At 65.9% G+C, this 24,368-nt stretch carries 23 protein-coding genes; 14 read left to right on the forward strand and 9 right to left on the reverse strand.

The window, feature by feature from the left end; all coding sequences use genetic code 11:
- Positions 1-7 precede the first annotated feature (7 nt).
- From KAR29_RS10420 to KAR29_RS10430, 3 genes are all read left to right on the forward strand, one after another.
- Positions 8-1,159 (forward strand): NADH:flavin oxidoreductase, encoded by a 1,152-nt coding sequence (locus KAR29_RS10420; protein ID WP_274372928.1) that lies wholly within the window; start codon positions 8-10, stop codon positions 1,157-1,159.
- 182 nt (positions 1,160-1,341) lie between these two features.
- Positions 1,342-2,349, forward strand: coding sequence for an NADH:flavin oxidoreductase (locus KAR29_RS10425; RefSeq protein ID WP_274372929.1), 1,008 nt, complete (start codon positions 1,342-1,344; stop codon positions 2,347-2,349).
- Positions 2,350-2,525: 176 nt separating this feature from the next.
- Entirely contained in the window at positions 2,526-3,392 is an 867-nt protein-coding gene (locus KAR29_RS10430) for a MurR/RpiR family transcriptional regulator (protein ID WP_274372930.1), read from the forward strand.
- Between the two features lie 4 nt (positions 3,393-3,396).
- Here the strand turns inward: KAR29_RS10430 and KAR29_RS10435 are convergent, their stop codons facing one another.
- Complete coding sequence (locus KAR29_RS10435; protein WP_274372931.1) at positions 3,397-3,768, reverse strand: DMT family transporter; 372 nt, start codon at positions 3,766-3,768, stop codon at positions 3,397-3,399.
- A gap of 134 nt (positions 3,769-3,902) precedes the next feature.
- Between KAR29_RS10435 and KAR29_RS10440 the strand changes: the two genes are divergently transcribed.
- Genes KAR29_RS10440 through KAR29_RS10465 form a run of 6 tightly spaced genes read left to right on the forward strand, consistent with a single transcriptional unit; the run spans position 3,903 to position 10,527 of the window.
- Positions 3,903-5,534 (forward strand): glycosyltransferase family 39 protein, encoded by a 1,632-nt coding sequence (locus tag KAR29_RS10440; RefSeq protein WP_274372932.1) that lies wholly within the window; start codon positions 3,903-3,905, stop codon positions 5,532-5,534.
- 3 nt (positions 5,535-5,537) lie between these two features.
- A complete protein-coding gene (locus tag KAR29_RS10445) occupies positions 5,538-6,710 on the forward strand; it encodes a DegT/DnrJ/EryC1/StrS family aminotransferase (RefSeq protein ID WP_274372933.1) in 1,173 nt (390 codons plus the stop codon).
- A 5-nt stretch (positions 6,711-6,715) separates the two neighbouring features.
- Positions 6,716-7,699, forward strand: coding sequence for a glycosyltransferase (locus tag KAR29_RS10450; protein WP_274372934.1), 984 nt, complete (start codon positions 6,716-6,718; stop codon positions 7,697-7,699).
- Complete coding sequence (locus KAR29_RS10455) at positions 7,689-8,591, forward strand: formyltransferase (protein ID WP_274372935.1); 903 nt, start codon at positions 7,689-7,691, stop codon at positions 8,589-8,591. Before KAR29_RS10450 ends, KAR29_RS10455 begins: the two co-directional genes overlap by 11 nt.
- A gap of 38 nt (positions 8,592-8,629) precedes the next feature.
- Complete coding sequence (locus KAR29_RS10460; protein WP_274372936.1) at positions 8,630-9,640, forward strand: bifunctional UDP-4-keto-pentose/UDP-xylose synthase; 1,011 nt, start codon at positions 8,630-8,632, stop codon at positions 9,638-9,640.
- Positions 9,637-10,527, forward strand: a complete 891-nt coding sequence (locus KAR29_RS10465) for a polysaccharide deacetylase family protein (RefSeq protein ID WP_274372937.1) — start codon at positions 9,637-9,639, stop codon at positions 10,525-10,527. The genes KAR29_RS10460 and KAR29_RS10465 overlap by 4 nt, the downstream gene beginning before the upstream one ends.
- A 7-nt stretch (positions 10,528-10,534) precedes the next feature.
- Here KAR29_RS10465 and KAR29_RS10470 read toward each other — a convergent pair whose 3' ends face one another.
- Positions 10,535-11,218 carry a hypothetical protein gene (locus KAR29_RS10470; RefSeq protein WP_274372938.1) on the reverse strand — a complete coding sequence of 228 codons (684 nt, stop codon included), beginning with the start codon at positions 11,216-11,218 and terminating at the stop codon, positions 10,535-10,537.
- Between the two features lie 151 nt (positions 11,219-11,369).
- Between KAR29_RS10470 and KAR29_RS10475 the strand changes: the two genes are divergently transcribed.
- Positions 11,370-12,089, forward strand: coding sequence for a hypothetical protein (locus tag KAR29_RS10475; RefSeq protein ID WP_274372939.1), 720 nt, complete (start codon positions 11,370-11,372; stop codon positions 12,087-12,089).
- A 35-nt stretch (positions 12,090-12,124) separates the two neighbouring features.
- Here KAR29_RS10475 and KAR29_RS10480 read toward each other — a convergent pair whose 3' ends face one another.
- From KAR29_RS10480 to KAR29_RS10500, 5 genes are all read right to left on the reverse strand, one after another.
- Positions 12,125-13,474: a UDP-glucose dehydrogenase family protein gene (locus KAR29_RS10480; protein ID WP_274372940.1), complete on the reverse strand. Its 1,350-nt coding sequence runs from the start codon at positions 13,472-13,474 to the stop codon at positions 12,125-12,127.
- Positions 13,475-13,592: 118 nt separating this feature from the next.
- A complete protein-coding gene (locus tag KAR29_RS10485; RefSeq protein ID WP_274372941.1) occupies positions 13,593-14,276 on the reverse strand; it encodes a metal-dependent hydrolase in 684 nt (227 codons plus the stop codon).
- 73 nt (positions 14,277-14,349) lie between these two features.
- Positions 14,350-16,146: an aspartate--tRNA ligase gene (aspS, locus tag KAR29_RS10490; protein WP_274372942.1), complete on the reverse strand. Its 1,797-nt coding sequence runs from the start codon at positions 16,144-16,146 to the stop codon at positions 14,350-14,352.
- A gap of 38 nt (positions 16,147-16,184) precedes the next feature.
- Positions 16,185-17,447, reverse strand: coding sequence for a histidine--tRNA ligase (hisS, locus tag KAR29_RS10495; RefSeq protein ID WP_274372943.1), 1,263 nt, complete (start codon positions 17,445-17,447; stop codon positions 16,185-16,187).
- Positions 17,448-17,600: 153 nt separating this feature from the next.
- The gene (locus tag KAR29_RS10500; protein ID WP_274372944.1) at positions 17,601-17,861 is read right to left on the reverse strand and encodes a stage V sporulation protein S; all 261 of its coding nucleotides are present in this window, start codon (positions 17,859-17,861) and stop codon (positions 17,601-17,603) included.
- 565 nt (positions 17,862-18,426) lie between these two features.
- Here KAR29_RS10500 and KAR29_RS10505 point away from each other — a divergent pair.
- Positions 18,427-18,921, forward strand: a complete 495-nt coding sequence (locus KAR29_RS10505; RefSeq protein ID WP_274372945.1) for a putative metallopeptidase — start codon at positions 18,427-18,429, stop codon at positions 18,919-18,921.
- 103 nt (positions 18,922-19,024) lie between these two features.
- Positions 19,025-19,345 carry a pyrimidine/purine nucleoside phosphorylase gene (ppnP, locus tag KAR29_RS10510; RefSeq protein WP_274372946.1) on the forward strand — a complete coding sequence of 107 codons (321 nt, stop codon included), beginning with the start codon at positions 19,025-19,027 and terminating at the stop codon, positions 19,343-19,345.
- A gap of 101 nt (positions 19,346-19,446) precedes the next feature.
- On the opposite strand, the gene KAR29_RS10515 is transcribed toward ppnP, so the two are convergent.
- Positions 19,447-20,064: a L,D-transpeptidase gene (locus KAR29_RS10515; protein WP_274372947.1), complete on the reverse strand. Its 618-nt coding sequence runs from the start codon at positions 20,062-20,064 to the stop codon at positions 19,447-19,449.
- 178 nt (positions 20,065-20,242) lie between these two features.
- Here KAR29_RS10515 and KAR29_RS10520 point away from each other — a divergent pair, with 178 nt between their 5' ends.
- Positions 20,243-21,028, forward strand: coding sequence for an amino acid ABC transporter ATP-binding protein (locus KAR29_RS10520; protein WP_275116301.1), 786 nt, complete (start codon positions 20,243-20,245; stop codon positions 21,026-21,028).
- The gene (locus KAR29_RS10525; RefSeq protein ID WP_274372948.1) at positions 21,025-22,575 is read left to right on the forward strand and encodes an ABC transporter substrate-binding protein/permease; all 1,551 of its coding nucleotides are present in this window, start codon (positions 21,025-21,027) and stop codon (positions 22,573-22,575) included. Before KAR29_RS10520 ends, KAR29_RS10525 begins: the two co-directional genes overlap by 4 nt.
- A gap of 14 nt (positions 22,576-22,589) precedes the next feature.
- Here the strand turns inward: KAR29_RS10525 and KAR29_RS10530 are convergent, their stop codons facing one another.
- Positions 22,590-24,323 (reverse strand): choline/carnitine O-acyltransferase, encoded by a 1,734-nt coding sequence (locus tag KAR29_RS10530; RefSeq protein ID WP_274372949.1) that lies wholly within the window; start codon positions 24,321-24,323, stop codon positions 22,590-22,592.
- Between the last annotated feature and the right edge of the window lie 45 nt (positions 24,324-24,368).

Here is a 24,368-nt window from a genome sequence, read left to right on the forward strand (position 1 = left end):
GTCGCCCATGGAAGGAAAAGTTTCGAGACTGTTCCAGCCTCTCTCGACGGGGGGATTGAGCCTCCGCAACCGGTTCATGCGCTCGGCGACGTGGCTCGCCGGAGCCGATGAGGCGAGCGGAGCCCTGACGGAGGGACTGATCGGCCGCTACGGCGAAATCGCCGCCGGCGGAATCGGCCTCGTCACGACGGGATTCGCCTACGTCCGTGCCGACGGCCGCGGGGCACCGCGCCAGTGGGGACTTCACGAAGACGCGCGGACCGCCGACGTGAGACGCCTCGCCGACGTGGTCCACGACGGAGGAGCCCGACTGATGGTCCAGCTCGTCCATGCCGGCGCCATGGGCCTTCCCCTCGACGGAGCCGGGCCGCTCCTCTCCCCTTCGGGAGGCGTCCTCCGGGAGGGAACGGGACCGGGCCGGGCGATGACGGACGAGGACATCGCCGCCGTCGTCGCCGATTTCGCCGCCGCCTCCCGAAGGGGCAGGGAGGGGGGCGCCGACGCCGTCCAGATCCACGGGGCCCACGGCTACCTGCTGACACAGTTTCTCTCGCCCCTCCACAACGGCCGCGACGACGGCTGGGGCCAGTCCTTCGAGGGACGGTCCCGCCTGTTTTTCGACGTCTACCGGGCCGTCCGGGCCGAACTCGGCGATTTCCCCGTCTGGTACAAGCTCTCCCTCTCAGAGGGCGTGGACGGGGGCTACGGCCCCGAGGAAGGACTCCGGCTCGCCCTCGCCCTCTTCGAGGCCGGCGTCGACGGCATCGAGGTCTCGGGGGGGACGGGCTACTCGCCGGCCGACAGGGCCGTCTCGCGCATCGGCATCACGAAGGGCGCCAGCGAGGCCTATTTCGCCAGCGAGGCCAAGACCCTTCGCGCTCAGGCCCCCGCAGGAAGAGCCGTCGCCCTCGTCGGCGGCCTGCGCAGTCTGGAGCGCATGGCCGACCTCGTCGAGGAGGGAACCTGCGATCTCCTCTCCCTCTGTCGCCCCCTCATCGCCGAGCCGGACCTGATCAATCGCTGGGTCGAAGAGGACGAGGCCCCCTCGGCCTGCGTCTCCTGCAACGCCTGCTTCCGGACGGCCCGACGGGGAATTCTTCACTGTCCCGTCATGCGCGACCGCCACGAGGGGGACTGGGATCCGCTGCCCGAGAGCTGAGGACGAGGCAAGGAGGGGGCACCGGACCATGGAAGCCAAAAAACCGCCGCGGCGTCGATTCCCGTCCTCTCGATCCGAAGGGGAAGGAACCGTGTCGGTCTCCCCGCCCGGCGGATTTCCGCGTGAACCGATGAGGAAGACCTCGCGACGAGGCTCTTTCCGATCTCACTGGAGGTGATTCGATGTCTCTGCTCTGGCAATCTCTGGAACTGCGCTCTCTCCGCCTGACCAACCGCATCGTCGCCGCGCCGACGGCGACGGGAACGGCCGATCGGGAAGGCGTCGCCACCGAAAAAGGGCTGGCCCACTACGGAGGTCTGGCCCGCAGCGGCGTGGGGCTGGCCGTCGTTGAGCATCACGCCGTCTCCCCCGAGGGGCGCGTCCGCGTCTCCCAATACCGCCTGGACCGCGACGACGTCGTCGAGGCCCATCGGGCCCTGACGGCTCCCTTCCGGGAGGCGGGGCTTCCCGCCATGGTCCAGATCAATCACGCCGGAGCCGCCGTCCGCGACGAGGAGCTGCGCCTCGCCGAGGGCTTCCGCACCCTGGCCCCCTCGCCCGTCTTTCACCCCGCCCTTCCCGGCGTCCTCCCCAGGGCCCTCACGAAAGGGGAGATCGGAGCTCTGCCCGGCCTCTACGCCGAGGCCGCGAGACGGGCCGTCCTCTGCGGCTATGACGGCGTCGAGATTCACGCCTGCCACGGCTATCTGCTGAGCCAGTTCCTGAGCCCCCTGACCAACGTCCGAACCGACGGCTACGGCGGCGCCATCCTCTCCCGGGCCCGGATCCTCTTCGAGGTCTTCGAGGCCGTCCGCTCCGTCGTCGATTCCGACCTTCCCGTCGCCGTCCGTCTGGGCGTCGCCGACACCCTTCCGGGAGAGGAGCCCCGGGGGCTGACCATCGACGAGACGGTCCGCGTCGCCCGTGAGCTGGCCGCCCTGGGCGTCGACCTCCTCGACCTCTCGGGCAATCTCAACGGCTACGACGGCCGGGGAGAGGCCTGGTTCGCCCCCTACAGCCGCCTCGTCAAAGAGGCCGTCCCCGTCCCCGTCGTCTGCACCGGCGGCATCCGCAGCGCCCTGACGGCGGAACGGCTCCTCCGAGAGGGCGTCTGCGATCTCGTCGGCGTCGGAAGACCCCTCATGGCCGACAGCCAGGCCCTCGGGAGCTGGAGGGAGAGGCTTCCCTGAAGGTCGACGGCCCTGCGAGCGGATAAGGGCCGGGAGGAGATCCTCCCGGCCCTTATCCGCTCGCGAAAAGTGAACCCGCCATTGACGATGGGCCTTCCCTGAACTAGACTATCGTCAACTCCAAGGACATTTTAGTTTATTGTCTGGAACCCTACATTAAGGAAGGTGCCCCCGCCATGGACAGTGTCCAGTTACAGGAACTGATGCGAGGCAAACTGGAAGGCATGCCGACCAAGGCACGCCGCGTCATCGAATACCTTCTCTCCAACATGCGAGAGGCCGCATTCCGATCCATCGGCGAGGTGGCCGACGACCTCTCCGTCTCCAAGGCCCAGCTCGTCCGCGTCGCCCGCATCCTCGGCTTCGACGGCTACTCCGACCTGAAGGAGGCGCTCCAGCAGGCCATCCTGGAGAAGATCAATCCGGCGACGATGCTGGCCCGCGTCATGGACGACCAGGAGAGCCTGCCCAACGTCATCTACAAGACGGAACACGCCAATCTGGACGACACATGGTCCCAGCTTCCTCCAGGCAGCCTGGACGCCTTCTGCTCCCTCGTCAGGGAGGCCCGCAACATTCACTGCCTCGGCTGGGGCATCTCCTCGCTCGTGACGGAACATCTCTTCATGCGCCTCCGCGTCATGGGCCTTGCGGCCCTCTCCATGAGACGGGGCTCTCTGACGCTTCTCGAGCAGGCCCGCTCCGTCGGAGGAGGAGACCTCATCGTCGTCTGCGAGCTGCCCAGCTACGTCGTCGAGGTGACGGAGACGGTGGAGCTCGCCAGGAAGAAGGGCGCCAAGGTCGTCGCCATCGTCGACAGCCCCGCCGCCCCCCTCTGCCGCTTCTCGGACCTGAATTTCTTCATCAGCGCCGCCAGCCCCACCTTCGGCAGCAGCATCGTCGGGCCTCTCTTCCTGACCCATATTCTCACGTCGGTCCTGGCCGTCCACATGGGAGACCGGGCCCACACGGCCCTCGAGGAGCAGGCCCAGTTTCTCCACGACGAGCGGATCTTCCACCCCGTCTTCGGCCTCAAATACTGACCCCTCAGCCCTTGAGGGAGAGGACGGCGATGCCGCCCAGGATGGCGGCGATGCCGAAAAGACGCCAGAGGCTCACCGTTTCGCCGAAATAGCCCGCCGAGACGGCGAGGACGAGGACGAAGACCATTCCGGCCATGACGGGATAGGCCAGGGAGAGGTCGACGCGCGTCAGGGCGGCGCTGAGGAAGACGAAAGAGACGCCGAAGCAGGCGATGCCGCCGACGGCCCAGGGGTTGAGGAGGATCCGCAGCACCGAGGCTGGGAGCCCTCCGTCGAGAAGCTCCGTCCTGCCGCCGAAGGCGGCCTTCATGAAGGTGTTGGCCGTGGCGTTGAAAAAGGCCGAGCCGAAAAGCATGAGAAGTCCCCATCGATCCATAACCGTTCCTCCCTGAAACCAGGCTGCCCCCATCATAGCCCTTCGGGGCGCCGTGAGAAGAGGCCGGGCCAGGGTCTCGGAGAGGCTTTCGCCCTCTCCGGGGCGAAAAGGACCGCCTCGAAAGGAGCTTTGCCTTGCGAGCCGATAGAACGAGGGGCCTTCTTCTGGGGCTCCTTCTGGTCTGTGCCTACTTTTTCCTCCTGGGCAGCCATGGCCTGCTCGAGCCCGACGAGGGCCGGTACTCCGAGATCCCCAGGGAAATGCGCCTTTCCGGCGATTTCATCACGCCCCGCCTCAACGGCGTGGCCTACTTCGAGAAACCGATCCTGCACTACTGGCTGACGGGCTCGGCCCAGGCCCTTTTCGGCGAGAACGAGTTTTCCTCGCGCTTCTGGCCCGCCCTCCTGGCCCTGGGCGCCGTCGCCGCCACGGGGCTCCTGGGGCGCAAGCTCTACGGAGGAAGGACGGGCCTTCTGGGCGCCCTCGTCCTCGCCACGTCGCTTCTTCACTTCGCCGTCGGCCAGCTCAACATCACCGACATGCCCCTGTCCTTCTTCGTCACCGTCGCCCTCGTCACCTTCAAATTCGCCGAAGAGGGCGACCGCCGTCTGCTGCTTCTCTTCTACGCCGCCATGGCCCTGGCCACTCTGACCAAGGGACTCATCGGCATCGTCCTTCCCGGCGCCGTCCTCCTGGCCTATATCGTCCTGACGCGGCGGTGGAGCCTCGTCGTCCGGAGCCTCTACCTGCCGGGAATACTCCTCTTTTTCGCCCTCCTTCTTCCCTGGTTCGTCGCCGTCTGCCGGGCCAACGGGGATTTCTTCCATTTCTTCTTCGTCCGGGAGCACTTCCTCCGTTACACGACGGCGATCCACGATCGCCACGAGCCCTTCTGGTATTTTTTCCCCATTCTCCTCCTGGGGCTCTTCCCCTGGACGGGGCTCCTCCCGTCGGCCCTGGCACGGGCCTTCCCCGGCCGGGGGCGGAAGGCGAGCACCGACGACCTCTACCTCCTTCTCTGGGCGATCGTCATCCTCCTCTTCTTCTCGGCGTCGGGCTCGAAACTCGTCCCCTACATCGTTCCCGTCCTGCCCCCTCTGGCCCTCCTCATCGGCCGGGAGCTGGACCGGGCCTTCTCGGGAAAGGGGTTCCCGAAACTCGCCCTCGCGGCCTCGACGCTCTTCCCCGGCCTCCTGGCTCCGGCCTTCCTCGTCTACCCCTTCATCCAGGATCGCCATCCCCTCTCCCTTCTCCTCTTCCCCGGGCTGGCCCTGGGGCTGATCCCCCTGACCGGTCTGGCCCTGGCCTGGCGCTTTCAGCTTCGAGGCAGGGGGCAGAGGGCGGCGGCGGCCTTCTGTCTCATGGGACTCCTGCTTTTGCCCGCCTACAGGGGACTTTTCATCGCCTACGGCGAGATCAAGTCGCGACGGCCCCTGGCCGAGGCCATCGCCGCCCGCCTCGATCGGGACGACGTCGTGGCCCAGTACGGCACCTACGAGCAGGCCCTGCCCTTCTACCTGAAACGGCTCAACGTCGTCATCGCCTACAGGGGAGAGCTGGCCTTCGGCATCGATCGGGACGCCCCCTCGTGGTTCCTCGACGAAGGGGGACTCCTCCCTCTCCTGGAGGGGGACCGGCGGGTCTTCCTCGTCGTGAAACGGGATCTCTACGAGACGCTGAGGGAGAAGACCGGCGGCCTCTTTACCCTCGCCGAATGGGATAATACACTTGTCGTCGTCAATCGCCCTCTGGAGGTGAACGAATAGAAAATGAGAAAAACCTTTCTGCCCTTTGCCCGTCCCTCCATTTCCGAGGAGGCCATCGCCGACGTGGCCGACTCGCTGCGATCGGGCTGGATCACGACGGGCCCCAAGGCCCAGGCCTTCGAGGAGGCCTTCGCCGCCTATACCGGCGCCCCCTACGCCCTCGCCCTCAACTCGGCCACGGCGGGCCTCCATCTTGCCTGCCTCGCCCTGGGCCTCGGTCCCGGCGACGAGGTGATCACGACGCCCATGACCTTCGTGGCCACCGTCAACGTCATCCTCTGGGCGGGAGCCCGCCCCGTCCTCGTCGACATCGACAGAAGGACGCTCAACATCGACGCGGCCCGAATCGAATCGGCCCTGACGGAGCGCACCAAGGCCATCGTCCCCGTCCACTTCGCCGGGCTTCCCTGCGACATGGACCCCATCGAGACTCTCGCACGGGAGAGGGGACTGGCCCTCATCGAAGACGCCGCCCACGCCCTGGGCGCCCGCTACAAGGGACGCCTCGTCGGCTCCTCGACGGAAGGGCGCCACGTGACGGTCTTCAGCTTCCACCCCACGAAGAACATCACCACCGGCGAGGGGGGCATGCTCTGCACCGGCGACGAGGAGGTGGCCGAGAAGACGGCCCTCCTCCGCCAGCACGGCATGTCGAAGGGAGCCTGGAAGCGCTACGCCGTCCAGGGAACGCCCCACTACGACGTCCACTTCCCGGGCCTCAAATACAACATGCTCGACATCGAGGCCGCCATCGGCCTCGATCAGCTCCGACGCCTCGAGGACTTCAACGGAAGGAGACGGGCCATCGCCGCCCGCTACGACGAGGCCTTCGCCGACAGGGGAGGGCTGATCCTCCCCGAGGCCCCCTCCTACGATCATCTCCACGGGCGCCACATCTACACGCCCCTCGTCGACGTCGACCGCCTGGGCATGAGCCGCGACGCCTTCATGGCCCGCCTGCGGGAGCTCAACATCGGAACGGCCCTCCACTATCAGGCCCTCCACCTCTTCTCCTATTACGGAGAGACCTTCGGCTGGAGGCGGGGCGACTTCCCCGAGGCGGAGTACGTCTCGGACCGGATCGTCTCCCTCCCCCTCTTCCCGGCCATGACCGACGAGGACGTCGACGACGTCATCGACGCCGTCCGCGCCGTCTGTCTCGCGAAGGGAGCCTAAGACCGGTGCAGACTTCTCAGGCCATGCTCCTTCAGGCCGGCCAGGAAAGAAATCCAAAACCGGAAATCTCCCTCGTCATCCCCGTCTACAACGAGAGGGAATCGCTCCCCTTCCTCTTTGAGAGGCTTCTGCCGGTTTTGGAGGAACTCGGCCGGTCCTACGAGATCCTCTTCATCGATGACGGCAGCGTCGACGGCTCTCTGGCCTTGCTCCTGGCCTTCCGCGAGGAGCACCGCTCGACGGTGCGCGTCATCGAATTCAACGGCAACTTCGGCCAGCACATGGCCATCACCGCCGGCTTCCGCTGCAGCCGGGGCAGGATCGTCATCACCATGGACGCCGATCTCCAGAACCCGCCCGAGGAGATTCCCAACCTCGTGGCCGCCATGGACGCCGGCCACGACACGGTGGGCACCTACCGGGTGGGGCGCCGGGACCCTTTTTTCCGCAAGATCGCCTCCAAGGTCATCAACGGCATCACCAACCGCATCACGGGCCTCAACCTGCGCGACTACGGCTGCATGCTCCGGGCCTACAGCGGCAACATCATCGCCCTCATCAACGAGAGCGCCGAATCGACGACCTTCATCCCCGCCCTGGGACGGAAGTTCTCCGTCAGCCCGACGGAGATCGCCATCAGCCACACCGAGAGGGAGCACGGCACGTCCAAGTACGGCCTCTTCAAACTGATCCGCCTCAACTTCGACCTCATGACCGGCTTTTCCCTGATCCCCCTTCAGGTCGTGACCATGCTGGGCCTCCTCGTCGCCACCCTGAGCCTCCTCTTCGTGGCCTACCTGGGCGTCAGGCGCCTCGTCGTCGGCCCCGAGGCCGAAGGCGTCTTCACCCTCATGAACGTCAACTTCTTCCTCATGGGCATCACCATGTTCTGCGTCGGCATCGTCGGCGAGTACATCGGCCGCATCTATCAGGAAGTCCGCCGACGGCCCCGCTTCGTCATCAGGAAGGTCTACGACGATGAGGCCTAGAATCGTCGTCTTCGCCTACAACGAGGTGGGCTACGTCTGTCTCGAGGAGCTTCTCCGCCGGGGGGCCGACGTGGTGGCCCTCTTCACCTACGACGACGACCCCGGCGAGGAGATCTGGTTCCGGTCGGTGAAAGACCTGGCGGAGCGACGGGGCCTGGCCGTCTTCACCCCCTCCCGCCTCGACGGGACCTGGAAGGAACGCATCGCCGCCCTCGCCCCCGACCTGATCCTCTCCTTCTACTACCGAAGCCTCATCGGAACCGACGTCCTCTCCCTGGCCCGGCTGGGGGCCTTCAACATCCACGGTTCCCTCCTCCCCCGCTACCGGGGACGGGCCTGCGTCAACTGGGCCATCGTCAACGGCGAGACGACGACGGGGGCCACCCTCCACGAGATGGTGGCCCGGGCCGACGCGGGAAGGATCGTCGATCGGGAGCCGGTGCCGATCGGCCCCGACGAGACGGCCCACGACGTCTTCCTCAAGGTGGCCGAGGCGGCCCGCACCCTGGTGGCGCGGAACCTCGACGCCCTCGAATCGGGGACGGCCCCCCTCTACGCGCAGGACGAGACGAAGGCCACCCTCTTCGGCCGGAGAGGCCCCGAAGACGGCCTCATCGACTGGAACCTTCCGGCCCGGTCCATCCACAACCTCGTCCGGGCCGTGACCCGTCCCTATCCCGGCGCCTTCACCTTCGCCGAGGGACGAAAGCTCTTCGTCTGGAAGACGGCCGTCGTCGACGAGGAGAGCCCGAGCGAGGCCGGAAGGGTCACGTCTCTCGATCCGCTCGTCGTCGCCGCCTCCTCGGGAAACCTCCAGATCCTCTCGGCCAGCTTCGAGGACGGATCGTCCCCCTCCTCCTCGTTGAGGCCGGGTCAACGGCTCGGCCAGTGAATCTTCAGGTGCCCAGAGGGCACGGAAAGGAATCGACCATGAAGGTCCTCATTCTCGGCGCCAACGGCTTCATCGGAAGTCACCTCTGCGAGGCCATCCTCGATCAGAGGGACTGGACCGTCACCGCCCACGACCTCGTCGGCGGCAATCTCGGAAACTGCCTGGGCCGGGAGCGCTTCTCCCTCCGCCTCGGCGACGCCTTCTCCGACCTGGACTGGATCGAGGAACAGGTCGCCTCCTGCGACGTCGTCCTCCCCCTCGTCGGCGTCGCCAAGCCCTCTTTCTACCTGAGCCGTCCCCTGTGGACCTTCGAACTCGACTTCGAGCTGAACCTCAAGATCGTCCGCTTCTGCGTGGCCCGCAAGAAGAGGGTCATCTTCCCCTCCACGTCGGAGGTCTACGGCATGAGCTCCGACAGGATCCTCTACGAGGAGTCGAGTCCTCTCACGGTGGGGCCCATCGGCAAGATGCGCTGGATCTACAGCTGCGCCAAACAGATGATGGACCGCGTCATCGTCGCCTACGGCCAGGAGGAGGGACTGCGCTACACCCTCTTCCGACCCTTCAACTGGATCGGCCCCCGGCTGGACAGTTTCGACGACGCCCGAGAGCGCCGGGCCCGCTCCGTCACCCAGTTCGTCTACGACATCGTCCAGGGCCGTCCCGTGACCCTCGTCAACGGAGGAGGGCAGCGCCGGAGCTTCACCTGGATCGGCGACGGCATCGAGGCCCTTATGGCCATCATCGGCGACGAGAAGGGCTCGGACGGCAAGATCTTCAACATCGGCAACCCCGCCAACAACCGCTCCATCAGCGAGCTCGTCGACCACCTCGTCCGCATCCTCGAGACCTTTCCCGAGACGGCTCAGCAGGCCCGGTCGGCCGAAATCGTCGTCCAGTCCGCCGAGAGCTACTACGGCAACGGCTACGACGACATGCAGGACCGGGTCCCCTCCATCGAGAACATCGAACGCTGCCTGGGCTGGCGCCCCCGGACGACGCTCGACGAGGCTCTCCGCCGCACCGTCGAGGGCCTGATCCGGCCATGACCGTCCTGGGCCTCAAGGTCGACGTCGACACCCTGCGGGGCTACCGCGAGGGCGTGCCCCGCCTCCTCGACCTTTTCGCCCAGAGGAAGGTCCGGGCCACCTTTTTCTTCTCCTTCGGGCCCGACAATTCGGGCAAGGCCATCCGACGGATCTTCCGCCCCGGCTTCCTGTCCAAGATGGGACGTACCGGCCCGGTGAGCACCTACGGCCTCAGAACGCTTCTCTACGGCACGCTCCTCCCGGCGCCTCTCATCGTCGCGTCCGATCCCGCCATCGTGCGGAGAGCCGAGGACGAGGGGCACGAATGCGCCATCCACAGCTGGGATCACGTCAAGTGGCAGGACGAGCTGGACCGCCTCGACGAATCGGTCATCGAGGAGGACTTCCTCAAGGCCCTCGACCTCTACGAAAAGATCCTGGGCCACCTTCCCCGTGCCTGCGCCGCCCCGGGATGGCAGGTCACGGCCGAAAGCCTCCGCGTCCAGGACAGGATGGGCCTCGACTACTGCAGCGACGTCCGCGGGGAGGCCCCCTTCCTCCCCGCCCTGAACGGAGAGGTCTTCCGGACCCTCCAGATCCCGACGACGACGGCGACGATGGACGAACTGCTGGGCCTCGGCGACGTCGACGACGTCAACTTCAACGACCGCCTCTTCCGGGCCATGAGGCGGAAGGTCAACGTCCACACCGTCCACGCCGAGATGGAGGGGATGAGCAAACGCCCCCTGCTGGACCAGCTGCTCCGCCGCTGCCGCGACGAGGAGATGGACGTCGTCCCCCTGGCGACCCTCGCCGCGGAGATCGACAGAAAGAAGACGCCCCGCCGCGACGTGCGGCGAGGCGTCCTGCCCGGTCGATCGGGCACGGTGGCCGTCGAAGGCAGCTGAAGGAGGTTCAGCCGCGCCTCGCGACGAGGAAGGCCAGGGGAACGGCGAGGAGGAAAAGGGTCCCGTACCCCAGGGAACAGCCGCCGCCGCCGGCCCAGACGAGAGGGACGGTCTTTTCCGTCCCCGCCACGGCCTCGTCGTGACTGTCGACGGCCCAGAGGCGGACCGAAAGGCGTCGCGCCCCCTCGGGAAGGACGAGATCGTGACGGAACTCGTAGATCGAGGCCCTGTCGTTGATGCCGGTCCTGACGAGCCCCACCTCTCGGTCGAAGGAGAGACACTCCCTCCCCCCGTCGAGGAGGGAGTAGTGAACGGTGACGGCGCGGTTTTTCACCCGGTAGCGGCCGTCCTCGCCGGCCTCCACGTCGGAGGACAGGGGCTGGAGAGGTCTGACGACGCCGAAAAGGCTCACCCTTTCGCCGTGACGGACCGTCACGCCGTCGTCGACGTTCCAGTCGACGCGCTTGTCTCCGTCGTCGGGATCGTAGAGGCCGTCCTCCGAGGCGGACCCGTCGCCGTCGCGGATCTCGGCCCGCGTCAGGACCAGCCTCTCTCCGGCCTCGAAGGGAACGAGAAGCCCCTCTCTCAGGGCCGTCGTGCCGTCGCCCCTGTCGTAGCTGACGGCCATCTCCCCGATGTCGTAGCGGTACCAGAGGATCTCCTCCGAATCGAGACGTCCCGCCCGCGCCATGGGCGCCGATCTCGACGGACGGGCTCGTGCTCGTCTCGTGGATGTTGTAGAGGACGGCCCGGACCGCTCCGTCGAGGTATTCGAGGGAGTCGTTGGGGCGCCAGCGGCGGACGATCTCGTAAAAGAGCGTCGACGCCGTTCCCGACGGGAGATGGGAGCCGTCCCAGTAACCCGGGAAGGGATCGAGGTAGAGGCGGGACCCCTCCTCGGCGGCGAAGGCCCGGACCGTCTCCATGTGGCGGGCGGGGCTGAATCGCGAGAGGACCTTGTCGGCGACGGGAGCGAAGGTCAGGGGCACCTCCGCCGAGGCCAGCGCCGCCTCGCCGTCGACGGCGGTGACCACGAGTCGGTAGGAACCGCCCGTAAGATCCTCTCCGGCGTCGTCGCTGTCGTACCCCTTCGTCCGCCCTCCCAGAAGGAGGGCGGCGGCGTAACGCTCCCTCACGACGGCCTTGACGGTCGGATCGAAGAAGGATCGGGGGCGGGAGGGATCGAAGACGAGGTCCGGCGGAGGCGAGGCCAGAAGGTCGGCCGACGTCGACGGCGTCCATCCCCCCTCGTAGTCGAGGGAGATGGCCTCGTCCGGCGTCAGGCCCCCGGCGGCGACGGCGGGCTGAACCCGCCGAAGGGGCTCGGGACGACCCTGACGAAAAAGCTCGAAGGGGACCGAGGCGGGACTTCCGCCCTCCCTGTCGAGGGAGACGACGACGTAGAAATCCCGCGTCGGGGCCAGAAGACGCTCCCCCTCGACAGGAGTGACGACGGAAAGGCTCAGGGCTTGTGCTCCGGGAGCCCCCCCAGCAGAGCCAGAGAAAGAGAAAACAGGACCGCCAATCTTTTCATGACCGTCACTCCTCTCGACATCGCCTAGGGGCGGGGAAGATCTCCTCCGGCGCCGCTCCGCCCCTACCTCCCCACGGCGAGATAGACGAAACCGCCCGATTTCATCCTGTCCGGGTCGTACTGGTTGCGGCCGTCGAAGACGACGGGCTCGGCCATGAGAGAGCCGATCCTCTCCCAGTCGGGCTTGCGGAAGAGGGGCCACTCGGTGAGGAGGATCAGGGCATGGACCCCCTCGAGGACCTCGTAGTTGTCCGATCCGAAGCGAAGACGGCCCTCCTCGATGGCACGGGCGACGGAGGGACGACCGGCGAGGGCCTTCCGGGCGTTGCCCTCGGCGACGGGATCGTAGGCCCTCAGGGTAGCCCCCCCGTCGAGAAGCCAGGCGACGAGGTCCAGGGCCGGCGCCTCACGGACGTCGTCGGTGTTGGGCTTGAAGCTCAGACCCCAGAGGGCGAAGCTCTTCCCCTTCAGATCCCCTCCGTAACGGGCCCCGATCTTCTCGAAAAACCAGCGGCGCTGCTCCACGTTGACGGCCTCGACGGCCTCGAGGATCGAAAAGGGCGTGCCGGCCTGCCGGCCCGAGTGGATGAGGGCCTTGACATCCTTGGGGAAACAGGAGCCTCCGTAGCCGATTCCGGCGTAGAGAAAGGCCGACCCGATGCGGCCGTCGCTTCCCATGCCGCGACGGACTTCGGTCACGTCGGCCCCGACGCGCTCGCAGAAGCGGGCCAGCTCGTTCATGAAGCTGATCCGCGTGGCCAGCATGGCGTTGGCGGCGTATTTGGTCAGCTCCGCCGAGGCGACGGACATGGCGAACATCCGCTCCTCCCGGAAGGTGAAGAAGCTGAAGAGCTCCTTCAGCAGCTCGGCCGTGCGGTTGTTCTCGGTTCCGATGACGATGCGGTCGGGCTTCATGAAATCCTCCACGGCCGACCCCTCCTTGAGGAACTCGGGGCAGAAGGCGACGTCGAAGTCGAGGTCCCCCCGACCCCGTCCGTCGAGGACGTTCCGAATCGTCTCTTTGATCTTCATCGTCGTCCCGACGGGAATCGTCGACTTGGCGACGACGATCTTGTAGCTGTCCATGGACGCGCCGATGGCCCGGGCCACGTCGAAGACGTGGCCCAGATCGGCCTCTCCCGAGTCGCCGGGCGGCGTCCCCACGGCGATGAAGACGAAAAGGGAGCTGTCGAGGGCCTCCTTCAGCTCCGTCGTGAAGCGGAGACGTCCCTGCTCGACGTTGCGTCTGACGACGACGTCGAGGCCCGGCTCGTAGATGGGGATCTTCCCCTGACGAAGTTCCTCTATCTTGGCCGCGTCGACGTCGACGCACCAGACGTCGTTGCCCGTTTCGGCCAGACAGGCCCCCGTGACGAGGCCCACGTAACCCGTTCCGATCATGGAAATGCGCAAAGGGAAACACTCCTTCGTCGCCCTCGCGGGGAGGGCGGAAAAAGAGGGCTTCCTCATCGGAACGGAAAGGGAGAGACTGTCCCGAGAGGAAGCCGCAGGAAGAGGGCGAGAGCCTTTTTCAGAAAAGCAGCTCCTGGCCCGGTCTGAGGGGCACGACGCGGGAGGCGGTGCCGACGAGGCGGGCGAAGCGATCGGCATCGGCCCGGATGAGGTCGAAGGTGTCGTAGTGCATGGGCACGACGGCCTCGGGGCCGATCATCCTGACGGCCCGGGCCGCGTCCTCCTCGTCCATGACGAAATTGCCGCCGATGGGCAGAAGGGCGACGTCGATCGCCTCCTCGGCGAGGAGCTCCATCTCCTTCGTCAGCCCCGTGTCGCCGCTGTGATAGACCTTTTTCCCCTCGATCTCGATGAGGAAACCTCCGGCCAGCCCTCCGTAGACCACCTGATTCCCGTCGAGGATGGCCGACCCGTGAAGGGCCGCCGTCATCTTGACGGTTCCGAAGGGGAAGGTCCACCGGCCCCCGATCTGCATGGGATGGCACTTGAGGCCCTTCTTTGCCAGATGGTGGCAGATCTCGTAATTGGCCACCACCGTGGCCCCCGTCCTCTTGGCGATCTGGACCGTGTCGCCCAGGTGGTCGTCGTGGCCGTGGGTCAGAAAGATGACATCGATCTCCGTGAAGCTCTCGGCCCCCTGGCTCGCCTGGGGGTTTCCCGTCAGGAAGGGGTCGATGAGCCCCTTAAGCCCCTCTCCCCCGACGTAAAAGGCCGCATGGCCCAAAAAGCGCACCTTAGCCACAGGACATCTCCTCCATCCCTGATCTTTCCCGTCGGCCTCTGCCCCTCCGGGAACCGCCTCCGAGAGGGCGCTCCTATTCCAGGGGCAGATCGACCCTGACGGCCAACTCCTCGAGCTGACGGGTGTCGACGACGTCGGGAGCGCCGGACATGACGCACTGGGCCTTCTGGTTCTTGGGGAAGGCCATGACCTCCCGGATCGACTTGGCGCCGCAGAGAAGCATGACGAGGCGGTCGAACCCCAGAGCCAGCCCTCCGTGGGGCGGCGTGCCGAAGGAAAGGGCGTCGAGGAGGAAGCCGAAGCGCTCCCGGGCCGACTGGGCCGTGAAGCCCAGGGCCTCGAAGACCTTCTCCTGCATCCGGGGATCGTGAATCCTGATGGAACCGCCTCCCACCTCGGTCCCGTTGAGGACGAGGTCGTAGGCGCGGGAGCGGGCCGATCCCGGGTCGGTCTGAAGCCTGTCGAGATCTTCGGCCATGGGAGCCGTGAAGGGGTGATGGACGGCGACCCAGCGCCGTTCCTCGTCATCCCACTCGAACATGGGGAATTCGGTGACCCAGAGGAAGGCCCACCGGGACTCGTCGACGAGACTCCGGGAACGGGCCAGTTCGAGACGGAGCTGGCCCAGGATCTCGCAGGTTCTCCGCCAGGAGCCGTCGGCCATGACGAAGAGGGCGTCTCCCTCCTTCAGCCCCGCCGCCTCGACGAGAAGACGCTGGCGCCCCTCGTCGAGGAACTTCACGAGAGGTCCCTTGAGGGCTCCGTCGCGGAGCTGGAAGGGGGCCAGCCCCTTGGCGCCCAGGGCCTGGCCGCGGGCGTTGACGCCGTCCAGATCCTTGCGGGAGAGGTCGGCCCCTCCCGGCAGAGGTAGAGCCTTGATGACGCCGCCTCCCTCGAGGACGGCCTGGAAGGCCTTGATGTCCGTCCCCTCGAAGACGTGACGGACGTCGACGAGGGAGAAGGGAATGCGCAGATCGGGCTTGTCGCTGCCGTAGAGATCGAGGGCCTCCCTCCAGGTGAGGCGGGGGAAGGGGACCGGCAGGGTCACGTCGAGGACCTCTTTCCAGAGGCCGACGGTGTAGCGCTCGAGAAGATCGAGAATGACCTCTTCGGTGACGAAGCTGAGCTCCATGTCGATCTGGGTGAACTCGGGCTGACGGTCGGCCCGGAGGTCCTCGTCGCGGAAGCAGCGGACGATCTGGAAGTAGCGGTCGCAGCCGCCGATCATGAGGATCTGTTTGAAGATCTGGGGCGACTGGGGCAGGGCATAGAAGTTTCCGGGATTGACGCGGCTCGGCACGAGATAGTCCCGGGCCCCTTCAGGCGTGGAGCGCGTCAGCATGGGCGTCTCCACCTCGATGAAGCCCTCGTCGGAGAGGAAGGAGCGGGTGAAGCGGGCCGCACGATGGCGGAGACGGAGGTTCCCCTGCATTCGGGTCCGCCTCAAATCGAGATAGCGGTGGCGGAGACGGAGCGTCTCGTCGACGTCGTCGGCGCCGTCGATCTCGAAGGGAAGGGGCGCCGAGGGGGCGAGAAGGAGGAAGTCGTCGACGGCCACCTCCCAGAGCCCCGTGGGCAGGGCCTCGTTCTCCGTCCCCTCGGGACGACGGGAGACCGTTCCCCTCACGGCCAGGACATATTCGCTGCGGAGGGCCTTGGCCCTCTCGTGGACGGCCTCGTTCCTCTCGGGGTTGAGGACGACCTGAACGACGCCGCTGTGGTCCCAGAGCTCGAGGAAGATGATGCCCCCCAGGTCGCGACGGCAGCGAAGCCAGCCGTTGAGGACGACGGACCGTCCCTCGAGGGAACCGTCCACTTTTCCGCAGTACACGCTGCGCCTCCAGGAGGCGTCAAACTGTCTTTCTTCCATGGTCGAATCCTTCTCCCTGATCGTTCCTGATTGGGTTCCTACCGGCCCAGACGGGACCGGATGACTTGGGCCGCTCCGTCGAAGGCGCACTCCTCCTGATTGCCCGAGGCCATCTCCTTGAGGGCCACGACGGACCGGGCCACCTCGTCGCCGCCGAGGATGCAGGCGAAGGCCGCCTGGGAGGCCGATTTGAACTGGGCCTTCATGGCCCGCCCCTGGTAGTCCATGTCGGCGCTGAGCCCCTCGCGCCTGAGGGCGTAGAGGAGCTTGAGGGCCTCGTCGCGGGCCGTCTCGTCGACGGCGATCACATAGGCGTCGAGGGCGGGCTCGCGGCCGAAGGAACAGCCCTGCTGCTCCATGGTGAGGACGATGCGCTCGATGCCCGAGGCGAATCCCACGCCGGGAAGGTGAGGCCCTCCGATGGACTCGGCCAGATTGTCGTAGCGTCCCCCTCCGCAGACGGCGTTCTGGGCACCCAGATCGCCCGAGAGGACCTCGTAGGCCGTCTTCGTGTAGTAGTCGAGGCCCCGGACGAGGCGCTTGTCGATGTGGGTCCTGGCGCCGAGAAGATCGAGCCCCTTGCGGACGGCGGCGAAGTGGCCGCTGCACTCGTCGCAGAGCGAATCCATCACGTCGGGAGCCCCCTCGGTGATGGCCTTGCACGTGGGGTTCTTGCAGTCGAGGATGCGCAGGGGATTGCGGTCGAAGCGGCTCCGGCAGCTCTCGCAGAGCTCGCCCAGATGAGGCCTCAGGTAGGCCCGAAGGGCCTCGCGGTAGGCGGGACGGCAGGCGGGACAGCCCACGGAGTTGATGACCACCTCGAGGTTGGTCATCCCCAGCCTGCGGTAGAGCTCGAGGGAGAGTTCGATCACCTCGACGTCGACGAGAGGGCTGTCGGAACCGAGGACCTCGACGTCGAGCTGCCAGAACTGGCGGTAGCGCCCCTTCTGGGGCCGCTCGTAACGGAACATGGGACCGGCGGTCCAGAGCTTGACGGGCTGAGGCCTGGAGGCCATGTTCTGCTCCAGATAGGAGCGGACCGTGGAGGCCGTCACCTCGGGCCGAAGGGTCAGACTCCGCCCCGAACGGTCCTCGAAGGTGTACATCTCCTTCTCCACCACGTCCGTCGTATCGCCGATGCCGCGACAGAAAAGCTCCGTATGCTCGAAGATGGGAAGGTGGATCTCGCTGAAGCCGAAGCCGTCGGCGATCTGCCGGAACTGGCCCAGGACGTAGGCCCACTTCCACGATTCATCGGGGAGCACATCTCGTACGCCGCGCGGTGCCGTGATTTCTGCCATGCCGTGAAACCTCCCTGATCGGTCGGAATTGTCCCTCTAGACTCAGCAAAGTATAAACGTTGCGGAGCCGCAGCTCCAGCGCAAAAGGACAGAAAAAGGGGCGCAGACCCTTCGTCCGCACCCCTCCGACGATGACCGGCAAGCCGCTTTCCGTCAGCGCGACTCGATCTGGAATTTGATGGCCGTCCGCTCCTCGCCGTCGATATCGATCTTGGCGAAGGCCGGAATGCAGACCAGGTCGATCCCGTTGGGGGCCACATAACCCCTGGCGATGGCGATGGCCTTGACGGACTGATTGACCGCCCCGGCCCCGACGGACTGGACTTCGACGGCTCCCTTCTCCCTGAGTACGGCCGCGATGGCCCCCGCCACGGATTTGGGTTGAGAGTTTGCTGAGACCTTCAGAACTTCCATACACTTCGACCTCCTCGTCGTAGCTATCCGCGCAAGATGAGAAAGCGACCTCAAGGCCTCGGCACGAGCCCCGGGCTTCGACCCACTCCAATAACTATTTAATTCAGACAGAGTCCATGATAGCACAATTCTGCCGAAGCCAAAAGGCCCGACGCCCCCTTTTTCGTGGGATGCGTCACCGACGGGAGAGGAAAAAAGGAGGAAGAGGCTCGCCTCTTCGCGACAAGCGGCAATTCACCGAAAAAGACAGATATTCACCGACATTTTTCGCCCCTCGACCGGGAGAGCCCCTGCGGGAGGGGTGCACGCCCCATGGAACCGTCGGACACCGTCGCCTCGACGGCAAGGCGAAACCGGCTCCTCTTCGTGATCCGGATCCGGATCGAACCGGGGTGGCGTCCTCCCGAGGAAAGGCCCCGACACCGGCAAGGCCGGGGTTGCCCTGAAACGCGGCGTCGCTCTCCTGGCGGAATCAACGGCAGAGGCCAGGGAAAGACAGACCGCCGAGGCGCGAAAGGTGGGGTATAATGCCGTCAGTCCGACATTCCGGCAGGAGGGATCCGCCTTGGAAGACCTTTTCGATTATGAGATCTGCAACGCCCAATACCACCCCGTCGCCGAAGGGCTCATCAAAAAATACGAAGAGCTCCGTCACATCGACCCCGACACGATCCTCTTCCTCCTGAACCGCAAGGCCGCCGGCAAAAGCAGCCGCAACAAGGTCCGCCTCGCCGAAACCTCCAAGGTGCCGCCCAAATGGCAGCAGGTCCTCTACCAGGGAGGGGGACTGAGCTACTTCTACCTCATCGAATTTTTCGAGAAATCCATCGCCTGTCTCGACGAAAACCAGATGAAGGCCCTCATCTACCGCGAGCTGCGCCGCATCAGCCTGACGGGCAAGATCGTCTCGCCCGACGTCCACGAGTGGTACCAGATCCTCGAGGGGCTGGGACGGCACTGGTTCTACCCCGAGGCGACCTGTCCCGACCTTCTGGCCGACGACATCGACTGGAAGCGCCTCATGGGTTCCTCCTTCGAGCGCCCCGTGGCCGAGGAGTGACCTCTTGCGAAAGTGAGCTCTATCGCCTAGTATGGCCGGGGGCGACCCCATTCCATACTTGAGGCGCAAGGCTTGATTGTTCGCGCGAAGGAGAGATGGATCGGTGAGTGATCGTTTCGAAGGCGTATCGGTTCTGAAGAAACTCAACGTCTACAACGAGGGCAAGGTCATGAGCCGCACGATCTACACGGCCGAGGGGGAACGCAAGACTCTGGGCGTCATGTTCCCCGGTGACTACGAGTTCGGCACCGGGGACAGGGAGGTCATGGAGATGGTGGCCGGCAGGACGGAAGTCCTCCTTCCGGGCAGCGACGCCTGGCAAACCTTCGGCCCCGGAGACACCTTCGGCATTCCCGCGGACAGCAGCTTCAAGCTCCGCGTCTCGGAACTGATGGAGTACGTCTGTTCCTACTACAGGGACTGACGCCCCAAAGATCCTTTCGACGAAAGGAGAGGCGCACCCCGAGGGGGTGCGCCTCTCCTTTCGTCGAAGCCGAAGGACTCCGCGGCAGGCCCCAGGGGACCTCAAGGTCCGATGAGGACCTTCATTCCCACCTGGGTCCTTTCCCTGAGCCACTGAATATCGTCGTTGAGAAGGCGGATGCAGCCCTCCGTGACGAGGGTGCCGATGGAGCCGGGATCGTGTGTCCCATGGATGCCGATCCCCTGCCAGCCCGTCTTGAGACGGATGAACCAGGGACCGTAGGCCCCTTCGACGGGCCCCTGGCCGTCGCCGAAATCGTGGGTCCACCAGCTGGCGTTCTGAATCTGTTCCACATGAAAGAGGCCCTCCGGCGTGCGGCGGTCGCCGCGCTTCTCCTTGTCGCCCGTCACGGAGCCGAGGGCGACGGGGAAGGAGGCCAGGATTTCGGCGCCGCGGCAGAAATCGAGGCGGAAGGCGCTCTTTTCGATGCGGATCCAGAGATCGGAGGCCCCCACTCCCTCGGGCATGCTGAGAGGGGACGGAGGAGGAACGGTCGGCGCGACCTCTTCGGCTCTCTTTCCCTCGACAGGAGGGGAAGAGGGAGAAGAGAAGAGGGAATAGGCCAGGTAACCCGTCCCCCCGAGAAGGAGAACGAGAAGGAGGAACGGCAAGAGCGCGAGCGGGCGCCGCGCCGTGCTGCGGGGATTTTCGAGCTTCATTCCGGAAAAGGCACCTCCCTGGGCGTCTCGTTTCGACAGATTACGTCCGCCACGGGCTATTATGCTTTTTTCGGGGCCTTCCTTCAACCGCCGAGATTGCCCCTTTCTAAGGGGGGCCCTTTTTGTCATACTGGAACGGCGGCGAAGACGCCGATTCAAGAAGGGAGATGAGACGGAGTTGGAAGAGAAGAGCATGGCCCTCATCGCCGTCCGAGACTTGAGGAAGAGTTTCGACGACGAAGAGGTTCTGGGCGGGGTAAGCATTGACATCAGGGAGGGAGATCTCGTCTCCATCATCGGCCCCTCGGGCTGCGGGAAATCGACCTTCCTGCGCTGCCTCAACGGGCTGGAAATTCTCGATTCGGGATCGATCACCATCGACGGCGTCACCCTCAGCCGCACCTCTCCCGACGAGAAGCCGAGCCGGGCCCTCATGGAGGCCACCCACGAGCTGCGCAGGGAAGTCGGCATCGTCTTCCAGGGCTTCAACCTCTTTCCCCACAAGACGGTTCTGGAAAACGTCATGCTCGCCCCCGTCGTCGTCAAGGGAGAGAGCCCGGAGAAGGCCGAGACCGAGGCCCTGCGCCTCCTCGGCAAGGTCGGCCTCGAGGGCTACGCCCATCGCTATCCCGTAACCCTATCGGGAGGACAGGCCCAGAGGGCGGCCATCGCCCGGGCCCTGGCCATGTCGCCCAAAGTCATGCTCTACGACGAGCCCACGTCGGCCCTCGATCCGGAACTCGTCGGCGAAGTCCTCCAGGTCATGCGCGACCTCGACGCCGAGGGGATGACTCAGGTCATCGTCACCCACGAGATGCGCTTCGCCCGCGAGGCCTCGGACTACGTCGTCTTCATGGACAAAGGCGAGATCGTCGAAGTCGCCGACGGCGACGAGATGTTCACCTCTCCCCGCAACGAACGGACGCGCGACTTTCTCCGCCACCTCGTCGGGGTGCTGTCGTGAAAAGGCTTCTGGCGGCCCTCGGCCTTCTTCTCTGCCTCAATCTCCCCGCCTCGGCCCTGACGGCCTCTCCCGGGATCCTCTCCTGGGGGGGAGACACGGAAGGCGGCGCCCCCTACATGTATCAGGATCCCGGCGACCTGGACAACCTCATCGGCTACGAGGTGGAGATCGTCGAGGCCCTGGCCGACAAGATGGGTCTCGAACCCCGCTTCGTCCAGAACGGCTGGGACAACCTCATCCCGGGCCTGGACCGACACCTCTACGACATCTCCATCGACGGCCTCGAGATCACGCCCGAGCACCGCGACGCCGTCGATTTCTCGACGCCCTACTACGTGACCCATCTCCAGATCGGCGTCCGTCGCGACACTTTCGACATCAACGGCCTCGAAGACTGCCGCGGGCGCGTCGTCGGCACGCTCAAGCAGTCCTACGCCCAGTTCGTCCTCGAATCGACGGGAGACGTCGACATCCGCACCTACGAGGACGAGGTGAACGCCTACGGCGATCTCGTCAACGGCCGCCTCGACGCGACCCTTTTCGACGCCCCCATCGCCCTCTTCTACGGCGGCCCCATGAGGGAGGTCAAGTTCGTCGGCCCCGAGATCGGCCGCATCGAATACGGCATCGCCGTCCGCAAGGGAGAAAAGGAGCTCCTCCGGGCCGTCAACGAGGCCCTCATAGAACTGCGCGACAGCGGCGAACTGCGGACCATCCTGGAGCGGTGGAACCTCTGGAACCCCCTGACGGCCAGGGCCCTTCAGGACTACGGCCCGGCCCGGACGGAGCCCGTCATGTACGACCGGTGGGTCGCCGACCTACAGCCCCACCTCTCCCTGGGAGACCGCCTCCGCCGCTACGTCTCCTTCCTCCCCACTCTGGGGCGGGCGACGGCGACGACGCTGAAGGTCTCTCTGGCCGCCATGGCTCTGGCCATCGCCTTCGGCCTCGTCCTGGCCCTTCTGCGCGTCTTCGGCCCCGGCCCCCTTTCGACGCTCTCCATGGTCTACGTCGAGATCGTCCGAGGGACGCCGGTGCTGATCCAGCTGTTTTTCATCTTCTACGGCCTGCCCAACATCGGCATCAAGCTCGATCCCTTCACGGCCGGCGCCCTGGGACTGGGGCTGAACTACGCCGCCTGCGAAGCCGAGATCTACCGGGCCGGGCTTCTCTCCGTCCCCCGGGGACAGATGGAAGCCGCCCTCGGGCTGGGCATGACGCGGAACCAGGCCCTGCGCCACGTCGTCATCCCCCAGGCCGTGCGCCTCGTCCTGCCGCCGGTGACGAACGACTTCATCTCCCTTCTCAAGGATTCGTCCCTCGTCTCCGTCATCACCCTCGTCGACCTGACCAAGGCCTACGGTCAGCTGGCGACGACCTATTACGACTATTTCGGAACGGGCATCGTCGTCGCCGTCATCTACCTGCTGCTGGGACTGCCCTTCGTCCGCCTCGCCCTCTGGACCGAGGCCCGCCTCGCCGTCTCCCTGGGCGTCCCGGGAAAGGCCAAGCGCCGGGAAAGCGGCCTGGGCCTCCGTCTCTTCTGACGCGGAGACAAGAGTCAGAGCAACATTCCCATCAGGGAGAGCCTTTCGTCGAGAGCTTCGACGAAAGGCTCTCCCTGATCCTGTTCGGCCCATGAGGAGACGTGGAAAAGGAAGTGATCGGGACAGCGGAGGTAGCGCAACCCCAGCCCGCCGATCTGGACGGGGCCGTAGCCGGCCAGGAGAAGTCCCTTGCCCTCCGTCGTGCTCGAGGAGAAGACGTTGGACGTCAGCTTCGTCCAGGCGGGCCCCTGAAAAAGCGACGGCTCCTCCACGGCCAGATCGGCGCCCCTCTCCTGCCAGACTCGCCGCAAAAGCCCCAGGTGCCCCTCGACGCCCTCTCCGGCCATACAGAGATCGATGCGGCGGCGATGAGCCTCTCCCGCGCCGAGGAGAAGACGCCGCAGGTGCCCTCTCGACGCCTCCTCCCCGGCCAGGGTCTCGACGAAGAGGGCCGCCTCGGCCGTCAGAGGCCTCGTCCCCTCCGTCCGCCCCTTGCGGAAACGCCTCATCTGCACCGATTCGTAGAGGCTCCGCCACCGGGGCAAGAGACGGCGCTGGGCAGCGAGAAAGGCCAGCTGGACGAAGGCGTCGGGGCTCAGGAAACCCGCCTTGACCCGATCGGCTCCGAAGAGGTCGAAGCGGTAAAGGCGCTGGCGCCGCGCCTCGGAGAGGTTCCGGGCCGAGCGGGAGGCACGGTGAAGCTCGGCCCGAAGCCCCTCGTCGAGGACGAAAGAGAGGGGACGGGCTCCCGAAGGCAGAGAGACACCGCCCGACAGGGCGGACGCTCCTCGAAGCAGCTCGGAGACGAGACGCCCCATATGGGTGCCGTCACGGGCCGAGTGCTCGAAATTGAGGCCCGCCACGCCGTCGGCGGTGACTATAATTTGAAATGATTTTTCGTACCAGCCGTTTTTCCCCTCGTCAAAGAGGAAGTGACGGGCCCGCTCCTCCATGGAGTCGCCGCAGGGACCGTCGAGGCGAAGGGCGAAAAGGGAGCCCTCGATCTCGGCCAGAGAGCGCTCATTGGAGGGGAGGGCCACGAGGCGGGAACGGAAACGATGGGCCTCGTCGCGATCGACGGTCGTCATGAGCCCCAAGGGCAGGGGGTCGGGCTCCGTTCTCTCGTAAAGAGAACGAAGGAGCCGGGCCGTCTCGTCCAGACGGCGCAGCTCCCCTTCGGGCGAGATCAGTTCGAGGAGGAAGAGACGTCCTCCGACGAGGACGAGAGCGCTTCGCCCCGAGAGGGAATCTCTCTCCCCCCGGACCAGCCTGTCACGGAAGGGAAAGGCCCCTCTCGAGACCCGGAAAAGCTTCTCGTAGGCGGCCATGCAGAGCCTTTCGCCGCGGAAGGAATCGGCCTCGAGGCGCCCTCCGTCGATATCGAGACAGAAAGCGGCTCCGGCCAGGGCCAGTCGGGCGGCGAGACGGCAGGGATCCCCTTCCCGGGGAAGACCGGAAAGGTCGAAAAGGTAAAAGGGGTTGGCGTGGACGGGCAGGGGCTCGCGGCAGGAGAGATACCACCCCTCCCAGTAGGGAACCTCATCGAGAAAGGCGTCCTCTCCGCGGCGGCGAAGGCGATCGAGCTCGGCCTGGAGAGGAGGGGCCTGGGCGGCGAAGGCCGCCAGATCCCTGCGGGAGCAGATTTTCTCCTCCTCGTCGAGAAGGGGTTCGGCCCATTGAAGCAGCCTTTCGGCGCGGCGAAGGGGGTTGTCGAAGGGGGGCGGAGAAAGATCTCTTTTTTCCGTCATTGATCGGCTCCTCTCGTGAAACTCTCCGAAAGGGGTTGGGGAAAA

The organism is Aminithiophilus ramosus, from assembly GCF_018069705.1.
In the GTDB taxonomy this organism is placed as follows: Bacteria; Synergistota; Synergistia; order Synergistales; family Aminithiophilaceae; genus Aminithiophilus; species Aminithiophilus ramosus.

Bases quoted from the DNA above. Each gene is read 5' to 3' on its own strand.
- aspS (WP_274372942.1), bottom strand. From the start codon at position 16,146: ATGGAAGAAAGACAGTTTGACGCCTCCTGGAGGCGCAGCGTGTACTGC.
- KAR29_RS10455 (WP_274372935.1), top strand. From the start codon at position 7,689: ATGAGGCCTAGAATCGTCGTCTTCGCCTACAACGAGGTGGGCTACGTC.
- hisS (WP_274372943.1), bottom strand. From the start codon at position 17,447: ATGGCAGAAATCACGGCACCGCGCGGCGTACGAGATGTGCTCCCCGAT.
- KAR29_RS10420 (WP_274372928.1), top strand. From the start codon at position 8: ATGGAAGGAAAAGTTTCGAGACTGTTCCAGCCTCTCTCGACGGGGGGA.
- KAR29_RS10515 (WP_274372947.1), bottom strand. From the start codon at position 20,064: ATGAAGCTCGAAAATCCCCGCAGCACGGCGCGGCGCCCGCTCGCGCTC.
- KAR29_RS10445 (WP_274372933.1), top strand. From the start codon at position 5,538: ATGAGAAAAACCTTTCTGCCCTTTGCCCGTCCCTCCATTTCCGAGGAG.
- KAR29_RS10460 (WP_274372936.1), top strand. From the start codon at position 8,630: ATGAAGGTCCTCATTCTCGGCGCCAACGGCTTCATCGGAAGTCACCTC.
- KAR29_RS10530 (WP_274372949.1), bottom strand. From the start codon at position 24,323: ATGACGGAAAAAAGAGATCTTTCTCCGCCCCCCTTCGACAACCCCCTT.
- KAR29_RS10430 (WP_274372930.1), top strand. From the start codon at position 2,526: ATGGACAGTGTCCAGTTACAGGAACTGATGCGAGGCAAACTGGAAGGC.
- KAR29_RS10500 (WP_274372944.1), bottom strand. From the start codon at position 17,861: ATGGAAGTTCTGAAGGTCTCAGCAAACTCTCAACCCAAATCCGTGGCG.
- KAR29_RS10475 (WP_274372939.1), top strand. From the start codon at position 11,370: ATGGGAGCCGTCCCAGTAACCCGGGAAGGGATCGAGGTAGAGGCGGGA.
- KAR29_RS10425 (WP_274372929.1), top strand. From the start codon at position 1,342: ATGTCTCTGCTCTGGCAATCTCTGGAACTGCGCTCTCTCCGCCTGACC.
- KAR29_RS10470 (WP_274372938.1), bottom strand. From the start codon at position 11,218: ATGGCGCGGGCGGGACGTCTCGATTCGGAGGAGATCCTCTGGTACCGC.
- KAR29_RS10435 (WP_274372931.1), bottom strand. From the start codon at position 3,768: ATGGATCGATGGGGACTTCTCATGCTTTTCGGCTCGGCCTTTTTCAAC.
- KAR29_RS10465 (WP_274372937.1), top strand. From the start codon at position 9,637: ATGACCGTCCTGGGCCTCAAGGTCGACGTCGACACCCTGCGGGGCTAC.